Origin of the sequence: Paenibacillus andongensis, assembly GCF_025369935.1 — a bacterium.
Lineage (GTDB): Bacteria > Bacillota > Bacilli > Paenibacillales > NBRC-103111 > Paenibacillus_E > Paenibacillus_E andongensis.
In genome coordinates this window covers 1,246,970-1,261,997 of the sequence record NZ_CP104467.1, presented here as the reverse complement: position 1 = coordinate 1,261,997, position 15,028 = coordinate 1,246,970, and the positions used below count along the sequence as shown (strand labels likewise).

General features: G+C 45.9%; 12 protein-coding genes. 2 read left to right on the top strand and 10 right to left on the bottom strand.

All coding sequences use genetic code 11. The features are described 5' to 3' along the window. Positions 1–29 precede the first annotated feature (29 nt). The 9 genes from NYR53_RS05830 to NYR53_RS05790 all read right to left on the bottom strand — a co-directional run bounded on the left by NYR53_RS05830 (position 30) and on the right by NYR53_RS05790 (position 12,239). Entirely contained in the window at positions 30–866 is an 837-nt protein-coding gene (locus NYR53_RS05830; protein WP_261304324.1) for a carbohydrate ABC transporter permease, read from the bottom strand. Positions 867–887: 21 nt separating this feature from the next. After that, a complete protein-coding gene (locus NYR53_RS05825; protein ID WP_261304323.1) occupies positions 888–1,805 on the bottom strand; it encodes a carbohydrate ABC transporter permease in 918 nt (305 codons plus the stop codon). Between the two features lie 20 nt (positions 1,806–1,825). Next, positions 1,826–3,676 (bottom strand): GH32 C-terminal domain-containing protein, encoded by a 1,851-nt coding sequence (locus NYR53_RS05820; protein WP_261304322.1) that lies wholly within the window; start codon positions 3,674–3,676, stop codon positions 1,826–1,828. Between the two features lie 164 nt (positions 3,677–3,840). After that, entirely contained in the window at positions 3,841–5,460 is a 1,620-nt protein-coding gene (locus NYR53_RS05815; RefSeq protein ID WP_261304321.1) for a response regulator transcription factor, read from the bottom strand. 8 nt (positions 5,461–5,468) lie between these two features. Beyond that, complete coding sequence (locus NYR53_RS05810) at positions 5,469–7,250, bottom strand: sensor histidine kinase (RefSeq protein ID WP_261304320.1); 1,782 nt, start codon at positions 7,248–7,250, stop codon at positions 5,469–5,471. 121 nt (positions 7,251–7,371) lie between these two features. Next, positions 7,372–8,724: an ABC transporter substrate-binding protein gene (locus NYR53_RS05805; protein WP_261304319.1), complete on the bottom strand. Its 1,353-nt coding sequence runs from the start codon at positions 8,722–8,724 to the stop codon at positions 7,372–7,374. Between the two features lie 127 nt (positions 8,725–8,851). After that, positions 8,852–9,490 (bottom strand): pyridoxamine 5'-phosphate oxidase family protein, encoded by a 639-nt coding sequence (locus tag NYR53_RS05800; RefSeq protein WP_261304318.1) that lies wholly within the window; start codon positions 9,488–9,490, stop codon positions 8,852–8,854. A 34-nt stretch (positions 9,491–9,524) separates the two neighbouring features. Continuing rightward, positions 9,525–11,438: a threonine--tRNA ligase gene (gene thrS, locus NYR53_RS05795; RefSeq protein ID WP_261304317.1), complete on the bottom strand. Its 1,914-nt coding sequence runs from the start codon at positions 11,436–11,438 to the stop codon at positions 9,525–9,527. Positions 11,439–11,882: 444 nt separating this feature from the next. Beyond that, positions 11,883–12,239 carry a winged helix-turn-helix transcriptional regulator gene (locus tag NYR53_RS05790; protein WP_261304316.1) on the bottom strand — a complete coding sequence of 119 codons (357 nt, stop codon included), beginning with the start codon at positions 12,237–12,239 and terminating at the stop codon, positions 11,883–11,885. Between the two features lie 125 nt (positions 12,240–12,364). On the opposite strand from NYR53_RS05790, the gene NYR53_RS05785 reads away from it, so the two are divergent. Next, a complete protein-coding gene (locus NYR53_RS05785) occupies positions 12,365–13,237 on the top strand; it encodes an alpha/beta fold hydrolase (protein ID WP_261304315.1) in 873 nt (290 codons plus the stop codon). 23 nt (positions 13,238–13,260) lie between these two features. Continuing rightward, on the top strand, positions 13,261–13,767 hold the full coding sequence (locus tag NYR53_RS05780) for a dihydrofolate reductase family protein (protein WP_261304314.1): 507 nt from the start codon (positions 13,261–13,263) through the stop codon (positions 13,765–13,767). 479 nt (positions 13,768–14,246) lie between these two features. On the opposite strand, the gene NYR53_RS05775 is transcribed toward NYR53_RS05780, so the two are convergent. Beyond that, positions 14,247–15,023 (bottom strand): pirin family protein, encoded by a 777-nt coding sequence (locus NYR53_RS05775; RefSeq protein WP_261304313.1) that lies wholly within the window; start codon positions 15,021–15,023, stop codon positions 14,247–14,249. Positions 15,024–15,028 lie beyond the last annotated feature (5 nt).

The window sequence follows — 15,028 nt, the reverse complement described above, 5'->3', positions numbered from 1 at the left end:
CTTTCTCCACATTATGCAAACTCCTTGGATCAACCTTTAATACCTGACATCGTGATACCCTGGATATAGTAACGTTGCAAGAACAAGAACAGCAACAGAATCGGCACTGTCGAAAGTGTGTTCGCCGCTAATACTTTGGACCAATCCGTACCTTCGTTAGAGGAAAATGTGGAAATACCCACTTGAATCATTTGCATCTTCTGATCATTGATCACAATGAGCGGCCAGAGATAGGAATCCCAATTGCCAAGGAACGTCATCAGACCGAGTGTAATCAATGCGGGAACTGCCGCCGGAAGCACGATGGATACGAATGTGCGTGGTAAGCTAGCTCCATCAATGCGTGCTGCTTCCATCATTTCATTCGGGACCTCAGCGAAAAATTGCCGCAGCATAAAGATGCCAAACACGGACAGCATCGAAGGTACGATCAGCGCTTTATATGAATTAAGCCAGCCTAGATCATGCATGAGCAAGTAATTTGGCACGAGCGTAACTTCACCTGGTATAATCATCGCGGACATAAACAGAGCGAAAACGACCGTTTTAAAACGAAACCTGAGTTTAGCAAACGCAAAAGCTGCCATCGAGTTAATGATAAGCACAAGCGCGGTGACAATCGAAGCCACGAACAAAGTATTCCAGATATAACGAAGAAACGGATTTCGCGCATTGAAAATGACATTATGAAAATTACGTCCCGTCCATTCAACAGGAATTAGCAGATGAATATTCAGAGACGTATATTTAAAAAGCTCCTGGTACGGGCGAAACGAGCCAGCGACCATCCATAGGATCGGAGCGACAGAAATCAGAGCGATCACAATCATGATGATCATTCCTACGATGTTGGTTACCCTCTTCATAGCGATTCCCTTCTCTCCTCTTTAATCAGTGTCTTTGCTAAACAGCTTCATTTGGATAAGTGAAATGGCTAGCACGATCGCAAAGAGCACAAAAGCCGCCGCTGTCGCATACCCCATTCTCATTTGCGTAAAAGCCTGCTTATAAATATAGAAAACAACCGTCTCCGTCGAGCTGTTCGGCCCTCCATTTGTCAATACGAAAACGAGCCCTGACAGCTTGATTGCATCAATCGTCGTCATAATGACAACGAAGGCCATGGTCCGATTCAACAACGGAAGCGTAATTTTGAAAAATTGCTGAATCCTAGATGCGCCATCCACTCTGGCAGCTTCGTATAGATCAGGGGAAATATTGTTCAGACCTGCCAGAAAGATGATCATGAAAAATCCGGCGCCCTTCCAGATCCCGAGCACAATTATGCCATTCATCGCCGTGTCCGGATCCGATAGAAAGCTTGTAACCGGCAGATGCAGCGCCTTGAGAACACTGTTCAAAAGCCCAAACTCTTTATTGTAAATCAGCTTAAAAACCGTTGCAGCCACCGCTGTCGAAATGATAACCGGGATAAAATAGAGCGTTCGGAACAAACCTGCCGCTGCCGTTTTCTTCTGGATCAATAGCGCTAGCCCCAGAGCGATGCTCGTTTGAATCGGGATCACAAGGATAGCAAAATAAAACGAATGCTTCAGACTGTTAAAGAAGGCGCGGTCCTTCATCAAATGAACATAATTGTCCATTCCGACAAATACATCGCCTGCGCCAACTAGCGAGTAGTTTTTAAAACTGATGATGAAGGCTTGCAGCATGGGGTAAAACACGAAGACAAGCAATAAGGCTATCGCCGGGAAAATAAACCAGAATGCGGTTGCTTGCTCATGCTTTCGGAAGCTTCGCGATTTTATTTTAGTATCTACCGCTGTTTGTATCGCTGTATCCATGGTCTCTCTCTCCATTCCACTTATTTATTTCCTTCGTAGACAAAAACCTTGAAGCTCGAAACCACACTCCCGTCTGGGCTGAACGCCTTGATCTCAGCCTGCCCCGCCTGAACGCCCTTCACTATAGCTCCTTCGTCAACCGCTGTAATCGTTGCAATCGCATCACTGCTAGACTGCCATTTCAACAGCTGCGGAGCGCTTAATGGAATGACCGAAGCTTCAACCTGCTGACTGCCATCTACTAGCACATCGAGCGTGCTCTTACTTAGCACAATCCGCTGTGGCTTGAAGGCATTCACATCCTCATTCCGCCATACCGTTTGCATCGGATAAAACTGAGCATTGTCCAGCGTGGCGCTGCCTTCCGAGGCAGTTAACTCCAATCGGTTACTCGTCGGATCAGGAAAAATCAAACAGGTGACGACAGCCTCGCCATCGTTCCCAAATACCTCAAGACTCGATTCATCTACAAAAAATCGGAGCTTGAGCTTGCCATCCTTCAGCTTCAGCGGTGCCGAAACTTTCTCAGCAAAGCCCTTCTCGAATGAGGTGATGCCTGAATGTGATCGATCTACCGTCAACTGCTCCGTTTTGGCATCGTAGTTGACGCTCGTTTCCTGGCCGCTTCCTTTTCTAAGCTTGAACACCAATTTTGCATTCGGCTGAACGGACAGTTCAGTAACCAACTCATAGGATGTTCCTTTGATGGCATCGAACGGATTATGTCCTGCAGTCAGTTCCTGCTTGGACAGGGCAACTTCTTTACCACGCAAAGTCTGGAGTTCTTTCACAGGCTCCTGAATCAGCCGCAAGCCTTGATCTGGAATATTCCTCAGCCTAAGCTCGCGGGGAATGGACATGTTCCCCTTCCAGCTGCCTGTCGGCATCGCGAACGGATAACGCCAATTCGACATCCAGCCCAGCCAGATGCGGCGTCCATCTTTGGCCGGAATATCCGAATAGGACACAGCAGCATAGAAATCTTTGCCATAATCCGTCCAAAGAACGTCAGATGGCTTATTATCATTCTTGAACGTTAGCCCGTCGAACGTACCTACGAAGTATTGCGCTGTTGAGCCCTTCGTCGTATCGTTGCTGCCGATACTTACCGCTAACACCCACTTTTTCGTTTTGGATCCCTCAATTGGCAGCTCAAACAAGTCCGGGCATTCCCATACTGCTGCGTGCGAGCCCTGATCGCTTCCGAATTCACTGGTCATTTTCCATGATTTCAAGTCGGGCGATGTGTAAAATTGAACTTTGTTATCCGCGGAAACAACCATCACCCAAGAACGGGTAGGCGCATGCCAGATGACCTTCGGATCTCGAAAATCCTTCAAGCCCGGATTCGGAATCACCGGGTTACCTTCATATTTGGTCCATGTCCGGCCTTTGTCCGCGCTGTAGGCAATGCTTTGCGACTGAAGACCGCCTTTAAAATGGGTAAAAATCGCGACCAAACCCGCTTTGCCGCCAAAAAATCCGCTCGTATCCTTGCTATCTACCACGGCGCTCCCAGACCAAATCTCCCCCAAGGAATCCCGAGCCAGAGCTACTGGGAGATGCTCCCAATGGAGGAGATCCTTACTTACCGCATGTCCCCATTGAGCGCTGTTTTGATAAAATTGGTGATACTCGCCTTCGAAATAGACCATCCCGTTCGGATCACTCATATTGCCGGATTCCGGCGATAAGTGATACTGCGGACGGAACTTTTCCGTATAATAATTAGGATCGCTCGCATACGTAAAAGCTGCGCTTTCAGCTGAGTGCGTCGATTTGCCATCACTTTTAACCAGAACCGCCACCCCCACTCCTAGAAGTACGACTATGGCAGCACCAACTGCCCATAACCCTAATTTCTTCCGCATACTTCCTCCTTGTGCATGTCGCCATCATTTTCTGTATCGTTATTGTACCGAGTCCGTACGAAGAAAGATTTCAAAATCATCGGGTGTTGCCTTTCAATTTTATTTGCAAAAAAATAAGTCCTCTGCAAATGCAGGGACTTGGGTAGGCTATGATTTTGTAATGATTACACTTTTTTATTTAGTAGTTCTTCCCGATACTCCTTAGGCCCTTTGCCATAATACTTTTTAAAAGCCGTACTAAAGTAACTTGAACTGGAGTAGCCCACCAGCGTAGCAATATCCGTTAGCTTCAGTTCATTTTCTTCCAGCAGCACCGCGGCCTTACTTAGTCGCAATTTCGTGACATAATCACTAAAAGTAACGCCAACGCTCGTCTTAAACAATCCGGACAAGTAGGTCTCATTAAGATGAAACATATCCGCAAGAGAAGCCAACGTGAGCTCATAGGAAAAGTTCTCATCCACATAATTGCGAATCGCTTCGATCATTTGCTGACCGCTGGAGAACCTCGTTTTCCTTACTTCATTCATCACCAATTGCGCCATTTCATGAAGCTGTTCCAACACTTGCTCCCTAGACGAATAATCTCTCACCGTCATCTGACAGTTCCATAGATAGCTTTGCAGCGAGGCATCACCGAGTTCAAACTTCTTGGCTATCGCATTAAACAGCAAAATAATCCGAAGCGTCAAAAAGGTAAATACAAACATCGGCGTGTCTCGTTCGGCGGAGAAAATCGTTTGCAGCTGCTTAGTAAATGCAGGCATATCCAGATTTTCAATGGTTTGCATCAGCTTTCTTTCTACTTCCGGCGAAAACGCATGTGTCAATGCCAACATATTTCGGTTAGGCTCCGACTTGTCTGAATGGATCGTGCCTTGGCTCCAAGCCAGCATGCTCGATGCATAACCATCCTTCAACTGCCTCAAGCCATTAATGGACTCGCCTATGCCGACTACACTCTCTACTCTCAAGTAACTCTTGATATTTCGCTTGAGCTTGCGAACGAAGTCCTCCATGAAACGACTATGCTGTACAGGATCTTGAATAAGGATCAGAAAATGCATCATCGCGGGATGACTAATCGGATAAAAGGGATACACCTGCTCCCAATTTTCAGCAGACTCCCGGCAAATCATCTGGAATGCCAGATAGAGCAAGTCTTTCCGCTCACTCCAATCGTCCAAGCGGCCTTGCGGAATTCTCATCTCCACCGTCACAAACTGTGCATGTACATCATCTATAGTCAAAGAAGACAGCTGTAATTGCTGCATCCGTTCTTTCACAGTTGATACACTAAACCATTCGTCCTTCACCAGCTGCCAAATTAATTGCTCCTGCATGAGCTGAAGCTGTTGGTGATTCTTCATTTCCTCTTGCTCTTGTTCGCGTATTCGATTGCGGTCATCTTCCAATTCTTCGGACAATTTGGCAAGGAGTGCCGTTAATTCGCTGCGCACCACGGGCTTTAGTAAATAATCTTTCACACCCAGCTGGATGGCTGCCTTCATATATTCAAAATCCGAGTAGCCCGAAAGCACGATGATACGAAGATGGGGGAACTTCTCCTTACTCGCTTTGATGAACGCTATACCGTCCATTTGCGGCATTCGGACATCCGTAATCACAACATCGGGCAGCGGCTGCTCACTAAGAAGCTGCATGGCTTCCAGACCATTAGCTGCTTCTAATTCAATTTCAAATCCGGCAGATTTCCAATCAATTTTGGCTTTAATACTGTTTCGTACGCCGACTTCGTCATCGATCAGCATAATTCTGTACATCTGTGTTGTCAGCTCCTTAACAGAGGAAGGTACAAGGTCATTTCCGTCCCCTCGCCCAACCTGGAATGTAAGCCTAAGTGAAATTGCTCCCCATAATTTAACCGACATCGTGATAAAACATTGCGAAGTCCGATGCTTTGCCCCTCGCTGCTTAGAATGGCAACAGAATCACCCGTCTTAATCTCAGCCAGTAAATCTTGAACCAACTCGGGGGACATGCCGATTCCATTATCTTTGACACAGATCATCAGTCTACCGTCTTGCACCTGTGTCCGCAGCGTAACCTGTGCGACACCGTCCTTCTCGAGACTATACTTCACTGCATTTTCCACCAAGGGCTGAATAATAAACTTGGCAATCATGAAATCCTTAGCAGCGGGATCATCCTCTATTACGACTTGTAATCGATCTTCATGTCTCAAAAGGAGAATGAACAGATAATCACGAATATAGCTCATTTCCTCGGCTACTCGGACCAAATCGCTATTGAGGTTCAGCGAATACCTCATCATTTTACCTAAAGCCTCGGTGGCGTCCATCACTAGGTCTTCCCGCTTCATAGCCGCCAGACCACTAATGATTTCAAGCGTATTATTATAAAAATGCGGGTTAATTTGCAGCAGCAGCGCCTTATATTCGGCATTTTTTCGACGTAAATTCGTTTCGAATTCAGTTTCGATCAAATATCTCAACCTGTGCGTCATTTGCTCGAAAACCCCCGTCACATAGCCTACTTCACTATGTCCTTCCCTGACTTTCGGCATCACATGCAGAGCCTGATTAAATTCGCCGCGCTGCACATGCTTCATCGCTTTGCCCATCACACTAAGCGGTTTGGTAATGCCTGCGGACAACCAGAAGGCCGTCAGTATGGCGAGAATAAGCAAAAGGGCAGTAACCAAAAGCATCGTTTGCCTGATATGAGTGATCTTCTCATACAATTCTCCTTCGGGAACGGTGCCTACAATCGTCCAATTTTGAGCAGGCAATTTGCGGAAAAAGAGCAGATTCGTATTCCCCTTATCCTCAATAGGGAAAATCCCGCTATTCTCCCCCTCGAAGCGTTTATCGATTTGCTCAAGACCACTCCTTAGAATGTCCCGATCCTCTGACATATTTTGATCCAACACACTATTGCCTTCGCTCGTTAGCAAAATCACTTTCCCCGTCTTCCCGACCCGAATCTTCTCAATCGCATTTCGAAGCAAGGTTGTAGGGTAATTGACTTTAATGAACCCGACATTCTTTAACGATTGCAGCTGCACCAATGGAAAAAGAAAGCTGTTAATCGATCTTGCTCTCATGAATTCGTCCGACTGATCGATATCTTTATGCGCTGTCGTCCAGCGCTTGTTCGCTGTCATAAATGCCGTAAACCACTCGCTATTTTTATAGGTTCTATCTTGCGTCCACAATCCGCCGGCATCCTCGGCAAAAGCACTAATCGATATGCCGTTAGAGTTGTTAACGGCATACGAAGAAAAATACTCCCGCAATCTCATCTTCGTAAGAACTCGCTCCTGAATCGTATTATCCGGATTCAAATGAACGCTAAGCCATTCCTGTGTCGTTCGACTGCTCACCACCTGATTGCCCGTATCTTCAACCTGGGTAAGCAGAGTTACGACATGTGAAGCAAATTGTTCGATGGTTTGAGCGGTTGAAGATTCAATCGACGCTTTAATCGTTTTCGTCGCTTCTTCACTAAGAATATAAGCGAGTGCAGCAAAAGGGAGGATTAGCAAAATAGAGAAAACAGCCATCAGACGGCTCCTCAATGAAAAAAACATGAAATCCCCCTTTTCTTATCCAGTCATCACACTTTTTAATTATCATACACGTCAACCTTCTTAGGAAACAACGACAAAGAGACGATCATCGAAATGATTCGTCTCTATGACCTTCAAAAACCTACTTTTTCTGCTGCGCCTGCACATCCGCATAAGCCTTATCGATCGTCGTGATGGCTTCTGCAATGGATGCGTCAATATTCCGTTTGCCGATAGTGACATCTTCAAACATTTTGTTCACAGCATCGGACATTTGCGGGAAGATCGGCGTAATCGGACGCGGTCTGCCGTACTTCTGGTTTTGAATGACGAAGATGTTCTTCGGATACTCATTCAATTCAGGGAAATCTTTCGCTGCCGAATAACGGGACGGGATGTCTTTGGTCATGCCCGCGTACGTTTTTTGTCCATCATGCCCAGTTACCCAATTGACGAACTTCCACGCTTCATCCGGGTATTTGCTTTTGGAGGAAATGCCAAGCGCCCAGCTGCCATTCGCTACGGCTTGTGCAGTTCCTTTTGGCAGAGGAGCAATTTCATAGTCTTCGCCAAGTTTGAAATTCGGGAACTTCTCTTTCAGATTCGCCAGAGACCAGGAGCCATCAATCGTGATACCCAATTTGCCGTTCGGGAATGGATCCGGTGGATACTCCAGAGCAGACACTTTATCTTTGTTATACAAGTCCGAGAAGAATTGAATGGCTTTCTTCGTTTGCGGTGAATCCAAAAAGCCTTTCGACGTTTTACCGTCAGGACTCATAATCTCCCCGCCAAGCTGCCAAATGATCGGATACTTGAAATAAGCCGTACCACCCGCATTGCCGAAGCCTTGCGCTGGATCTATACCGAAAATGCCGTTTGCCGGATCATTGATTTTCTTAGCAGCGTCGAGCACCTGATCCCATGTCCATGGCTCATCCGGATTTTTGGAAGGAAGCGGAATGCCCTTCGCTTGAAACATCTTTTTGTTATAGAACATGGCAATCGAAGATTCCGTTAATGGCGCCATATAAATTTCATTTTGATACGTGTAGGTCGCAAGTGTTGATTTAGGAACATCATCGATATTCCCGTCCGTTTTGAAGTAAGTGGTCAACGGCTTCAGAGCACCGGCATTTGCGTACGAACCAACCGTAGGAGCATCTAGCGCCATAATATCCGGTGGACTGCCTGAAGCGATGGATACTCGTAATTTCGTGTCATAATCGGAGTACGGAATCGGTGTCATTTCTACAGATATGTTCGGATACTTTTGCATGAAGGAAGCAACAAGCTTGTCATAGGCTGCATTCTCCGTATCATTCCCCGAGTTTCTCCAGAACGTCAGCTTGACTTTCTCTTCTTTTTTAACCGCATTATCCGTTTGTTTGGGTACTGCTGACGACGTATTTCCACCGTCATTTTGTGTTGAACATCCCGCCAATAAACCACCAACTACGATAGCGCTTACTACTGTTTGGCTTAGCTTTTTCAAATGTGAATGCCCCTTTCATTTATCTGTTGTTGTTGTTCTTGTCATCATCATATCAAAGGGGCCGGGATATTAAATTCAATATTCTCTGCTTAGAACTTATAAAATTATCATGATTCTCATCTAATGACTAATACAGTCTTTTGGAATAGCTTTCTTCTAATCTTTCGGCAATTAGCTCAGCGGTTATACCCTCAAGTTTTACATGAGATGATAGGATCTTTGCAGCTGAGGGTAATTCATCTTTATTCAACCAAGATTCAGGCTCCCACAATCTCGATCGTCTAAATGCTTTTGCGCAGTGAAGGAAACACTCTTCAATGGCAACTACAATACCGAGTAAGGGTATTTTTCCACTCACAGCCATCGTATTTAACAATTCACTATCTTTAGTAATAAAGGCACGCCCATTTATTCGCAGTGTTTCTCCGAGCCCAGGAATTAGAAAAACTAGACCTATTTCTGGATTGGAAATTATATTGGTTAAAGAGTCCATTCTTTTATTCCCTGGTCGTTCAGGAATTACTATGTGCTTGTTATCAACTACCCGGATAAAACCGGCCGAATCACCTCTGGGAGATACGTCACATCTGCCTGTAGAATCAGAGGTTGATATCACTATGAAAGGTGATTTGGCAATAAAGTCCCTGCAATGTTCATCGATATGAGAAATGACCTTGTGTTGAACAAGTTCGCTTGGGTAGCCAATAAGCGATCTAAGCTCTTCGACTGTAGTAATGAGCTCCTTATTATCAATAAAGGGTAACATAATACCTCCGTTTCATAATTAAACGTATTTTAACTTACTTTTTAGCACGAATTTCTTCATGAATTTGCTCAGAAATCTCTATGATACTTCTTAAGCCAAGGTCATCTCCGCCTCTCTTTCTAACGGACACCTTTCCGGAATTTTTCTCGTTCTCACCAAGTACGAGCATATAAGGTACTTTTTCGAGCTGGGCTTCACGAATTTTATACCCAAGTTTTTCATTCCGCACATCTGCTTCGACACGAATCCCAACCTCTTCTAGCGACTTCTTCACTTTAAGGGCATAGTCGATATAGTTCTCCGAAACCGGCAACAATTTCGCCTGGACAGGGGCAAGCCATAGGGGGAAAGCTCCAGTAAAATGCTCGGTTAACATGCCAATAAATCGCTCAATCGATCCATAAAGAGCGCGATGTATAACGACCGGCCGGTGCCTCTGGTTGTCCTCGCCAATGTAAGAAAGATCGAATTTTTCGGGCATCTGGAAATCCAGTTGGATCGTCCCACACTGCCAGCTCCGTTTAAGCGCATCTAATATGTGAAAATCGATCTTGGGTCCATAGAATGCGCCATCGCCTTCATTGACATGATATTCGATACCAAGTTTGTCCAAGACATTTTGTAAAGATTGTTCGGCCTGGCTCCATAGCTCATCTGAACCCATAGAATCTTCCGGCCGGGTGGATAGCTCGACCTTGTATTCAAAACCGAGTACTTGATAAACGTGGTCGATCAGGGCAATGACACGGCTAATTTCATCCTCAATTTGTTCAGGCAAAACGAAAAGGTGTGCGTCGTCCTGGCAGAACGTACGGACCCGCATCATCCCGTTAAGTGCCCCCGATAATTCGTGGCGGTGCACTTGGCCAAATTCGGATAGACGGATAGGCAATTCTCTGTAGGAGTGTAAGCTGTTTTTAAAAATAAGCATGTGTCCCGGGCAGTTCATCGGTTTAAGCGCAAATTTTGTTTCGTCCACGTTGGTAAAGTACATGTTATCTTTGTAATGATCCCAATGTCCGGATTGCTCCCAAACCCTATTATTCATCATAAGCGGTGTACGCACTTCATCGTAATCCCGTTGTCTTTGTAATTCACGCGCGAAGTTCTCAAGCTCCGTACGGATCGTCATCCCTTTTGGAAGAAAGAACGGCATGCCTGGCGCTTCTTCAGAGAACATAAACAATTCAAGTTCTTTGCCGAGTTTGCGGTGATCTCGCTTTTTGGCTTCCTCAAGAACATGTAAATGTTCTTCAAGCTGGACCTTCTTTGGAAATGAAGTCCCATAAATCCGCTGCAGCATCTTATTATTAGAGTCTCCACGCCAGTAGGCACCTGCCACGTTCATCAGCTTGAACGCCTTAATACGACCTGTAGAGGGAAGGTGAGGTCCCCGACACAGGTCAAAAAATTCACCTTGATCATAAATGGTAATGACGGCATCTTCCGGCAGGTCGCGAATGAGCTCCAATTTTAACGGTTCTTCGAGTTCCTCGAATGTCTTAATTGCTTCTGAACGGCTAACGACCCTGCGAAGAATGGGCAGGTTCTCTTGGATAACTTTCTCCATCTCTTTTTTAATGGCGGCAAGATCATCACTAGACAGCGGTCTTTCTATATCCATATCATAATAGAATCCGTCTTCGATGACCGGTCCAATCCCAAGCTTGACCGCCTTCTCTCCATATATTCGTTTAATAGCTTGAGCCATTAAATGCGCCGTACTGTGTCTATATATCTCCAGACCTTCTTTGCTGTCAAGAGTTACAATTTCAATGAGACTATCATGCTCGATCGATTGGTTAAGATCAACGAGTTTGCCGTTAATCTTTCCAGCTGCAGCATTCTTCTTCAAACCCGTACTTATGGATTCCGCCACTTGTTCGATTGTCGTGCCTTGTTGATACCTCCTAATTGTTCCATCTGGCAATGTTACTTTGATCTCCATGATTTAGCCTCCAATCCTATTTATTTCATTATTTTTTGAACGCAAAAAAACGCATCTCTCCCACAAAGGGACGAGTGCGTTCAGCTCGTGGTTCCACCCTAATTCGACCTACAACGTTACATTCTCTGGTTGTACACCAAAGTATGCAGATGCAGGGTCCTTATTGGCATCCGGTATCGGGGATAAGACGGTGCCGCTTACTGCCGCGAATATAGATCGACGGGTTCAACGTCACGGCTACAAAGGGGTAATTTCGCAACCGGTAACTGGAGAAGCTTTCAGCCTAAACTTCTCTCTCTGGACAGTTCGTGTAGGAAATCATGTCTTTGGTCAGTGCCTAATTTGTATGACTTGGTATAATATTACAAAAATATTTTCGTCTAAGTCAAGATAAGGATTGTTTTCAATGAAAATGTATTAGCGCGTTCACTGGTTTAGGGGGAACTACAATTGCTTTTCCAAAGGCAGCTCGGTCGCCTTGTTACTAGTACACGTACCTTCGGCCTGTGCCCATGCGCTCATAGCAGCAAAAATGGGTTGGAGACGACGCCCGCGTTCGGTAAGATCATATTCCACATGTAAAGGTACCCCCGGGTAAAGCGTACGGGTCACAATCCCCTGCTCCTCCAACATCCGCAATCGGTCAGTCAAGGTTTTGGGACTAATGGGATGCAGCGTTCGCCGCAACGCTCCAAAACGATTGATCCCGTTAAACAAGTCACGCAGAAGATACAGAGTCCACTTGCCGTCCAGGATCTCCAGGACGGATTCAATTGCATCCGGACAAGTAGGTTCAATCACGTTATGCCCTCCATAGTTCATTTTATGAAACTATTGCACTTTAATGTAACTACTTTTCAAATGTACCACAGTTAACTAATATTGGATATAGATCGAGTACCAAGGAAAACACTGGGGGGGCGAAAATGAAAAGGACGTTTGAAGTAGATTCACTTGAGTATCCGTTCAAGGATCATTGGTTGCCTTACCGAGACGGATACATCCATTACATCGACGAAGGAACTGGACCGACGGTTCTTCTCCTTCACGGTAATCCGACATGGTCGTATCTATATCGGAAAGTCGTCAAGGAGCTGCACGGCGAATGTCGGCTGGTCGCGATGGATTATCCCGGATTCGGCATGTCCAAAGCTCCTTCACGTTACGGGTTTACGCCGCAAGAGCAATCGGATGCCGTCACGGAAGTCATCCGGTGTTTGGACTTGAAAGACTTTGTTTTGGTGGTCCAGGACTGGGGAGGCCCCATCGGATTCAATTATGCGGTTCAGAACAGGGACAATTTGCGCGGCATCGTGCTCATGAATACATGGGCATGGCCGGCGACCCTGCTTGCCATGAAACTTTTTTCCATTGCAATGGGAGGTTGGCCGCTCGGCTACTGGCTTCAGACAAGGCGCAACTTCTTCGCTAAAGTGATTGTACCACACGGAATTCATCATTCCGAAAATGTCACAGAAAGCTTAAGACACGCCTATAGCGCTCCGTTCCCAACACCGGCATCCAGGAAACCAACGTGGGTCTTCCCGAGGCACATTCGTAAGGCACGATTATGGCTTGCGAACATCGAGGCCGGACTGCATAAACTTTCGGATCTTCCCACGCAAATTTTATGGGGGACGAAAGACAGCGCTGGTTTCCCGCAAGATGAGATGGCGAAGTGGCAGAGGCATCTTCCCTTAAATGAAACCGAAATTCTGGATGATGCCTCACATTACGTCCAAGAGGACCGGCCGGATCGCGTTGCAGCATCCATCCGAAGAGTACTTGAACGAACTTGAATTGAACTAAGGAGGATAACAAAATGAAAACAATTCTATGGGCAACTTTAGCCGCTAACGGTAACTATGCACAATCCAGTCCTGAAAATCCGCCAAAAAAGGAAGCGCTGGACGATTTCACCAAGCATGCAACAGCTGCGGGCAATTTCATTGTCGGACGCCGCACATTCGAAGCCATGAAGGGGAATGGCGGAGGTCCCTTTGCCGATATCGACATCGTCGTGGTTTCGAAAAGCGCCATAGAAATCCCTGGTATAACGGTTGCACGGTCCCCTCAAGAAGCCCTGGACCTCCTGCAACAAAAAGGCCATCAAACCGCCCTAATCGCAGGCGGTGCGGATTTGCACAATGCATTTTTGAGTCTCGGGCTTGTTGACGAATTGATATTCAATGTAGCGCCGGTTCTGGAGGGTAAGGGGCTCAATCTTTTGATTGACCAACACGACTATCGATACAAGCATGTAGAGTTGTTGGATTCCAAGTCCCTCGGCAGTGGTGTCATTCAGTTACACTATGCAGTCGCTCGTTAATCTAACATAAAAGGGATGCAAAAAAAACGCTACTGACAGTGTTATGTCAGTAGCGTTTTATCATTTCGTGTTATTGACATGTTTTTACACGATCCACTTTCACTTGCTGACGACGTAAAATTTGCTTAAAAATCCATGATTTATAGATCGGCTTGAAAGCTAAACTTCTGTGGAGTGATTTCAGACATATAAGCTGTTAATCGGAGCATCGCGGGGAACGAGGAGCCCTTATTTCGGTGATTATGTTGAACCGGAGTCGGTACGCGGAACGTGAGGGCTCTATTTTGGCGTTTTATCGGTTTTTACACCTCGAATGCGAGAAATAGAGGCTTCTCGTTCCGCGAAAACGTGAAATGCGCGATTTTAGGCAAAATAAAGCTTCTACGTTCCGCTAGACTGGTGACTCCGGGTGCGGGTTGAGTTTGGGGCAATTCAATAAACTTCTATTAAAGATATTTAACACAAAGCAAAAGCCACAATTATCTTTTACGATAGAGCGGATAACTCACCGTTGTTGGAACCTTGATGAGGATCAGCCTCATTACCTCTTCATCCGAGTTCGTTATTGTTACCTCTGTCTCTGAGTCAGCAGCTGCAAGGATGAAATCTTTGTGATGAAATTGTACAGGTTGTTTCGATGTTCCAGTTTCCCCCCAAGTTCCCTCCCCGCGGATAGCTAAAGCCGTTAAGGTATAACCGGCATCAATCTTATGTTGATAATGAACGCCGCGATTTACTTCAACATCCCACATTTCAATATCAGCAACCAACTGTACAGGAGCATCTGCACCAATTACCGTTTTCACTTTATATCCTGCTTCATGACTTACTTGTGGAAATTCTTCATGCTCATACTGGCGATAAGTTGGCTTTCTCCGCATCGCTTCCGTCAATTCAGGCTCGAACCAAATTTGAAAAAGTTCCGCATTGGCACTTAGTTTTTCTTGATGACTAACACCAGAGCCTGTTTGCATGACCTGCGCCCCGCCGGCTCCCACAGTGCTGTCAGTACCCAAGGTATCCCCGTGGAAGGCACTGCCTTCAATCACATAAGTCATAATCTCAAAGCCTTGATGAGGATGCAGGCCGATCATGGCCTCAGCGTTTGAGGTTGCCCATGCCCAATAAAATAGAGGGCCCACTCGCTTGATAACCGATCCTTCTCCTGGAAAGCCAATCGGCTTTTGTTCTTTGATTTTCCCACCGTCAAATTCACCAATTCCCTGCATCGCAGGTGTGTACACTCGTGCTTGCATATTAA

Coding starts and splice junctions, on each gene's coding strand:
- NYR53_RS05830 (WP_261304324.1), bottom strand. CDS start 866: ATGAAGAGGGTAACCAACATCGTAGGAATGATCATCATGATTGTGATC.
- NYR53_RS05825 (WP_261304323.1), bottom strand. CDS start 1,805: ATGGATACAGCGATACAAACAGCGGTAGATACTAAAATAAAATCGCGA.
- NYR53_RS05820 (WP_261304322.1), bottom strand. CDS start 3,676: ATGCGGAAGAAATTAGGGTTATGGGCAGTTGGTGCTGCCATAGTCGTA.
- NYR53_RS05815 (WP_261304321.1), bottom strand. CDS start 5,460: ATGTACAGAATTATGCTGATCGATGACGAAGTCGGCGTACGAAACAGT.
- NYR53_RS05810 (WP_261304320.1), bottom strand. CDS start 7,250: ATGTTTTTTTCATTGAGGAGCCGTCTGATGGCTGTTTTCTCTATTTTG.
- NYR53_RS05800 (WP_261304318.1), bottom strand. CDS start 9,490: ATGTTACCCTTTATTGATAATAAGGAGCTCATTACTACAGTCGAAGAG.
- thrS (WP_261304317.1), bottom strand. CDS start 11,438: ATGGAGATCAAAGTAACATTGCCAGATGGAACAATTAGGAGGTATCAA.
- NYR53_RS05785 (WP_261304315.1), top strand. CDS start 12,365: ATGAAAAGGACGTTTGAAGTAGATTCACTTGAGTATCCGTTCAAGGAT.
- NYR53_RS05780 (WP_261304314.1), top strand. CDS start 13,261: ATGAAAACAATTCTATGGGCAACTTTAGCCGCTAACGGTAACTATGCA.
- NYR53_RS05775 (WP_261304313.1), bottom strand. CDS start 15,023: ATGCAAGCACGAGTGTACACACCTGCGATGCAGGGAATTGGTGAATTT.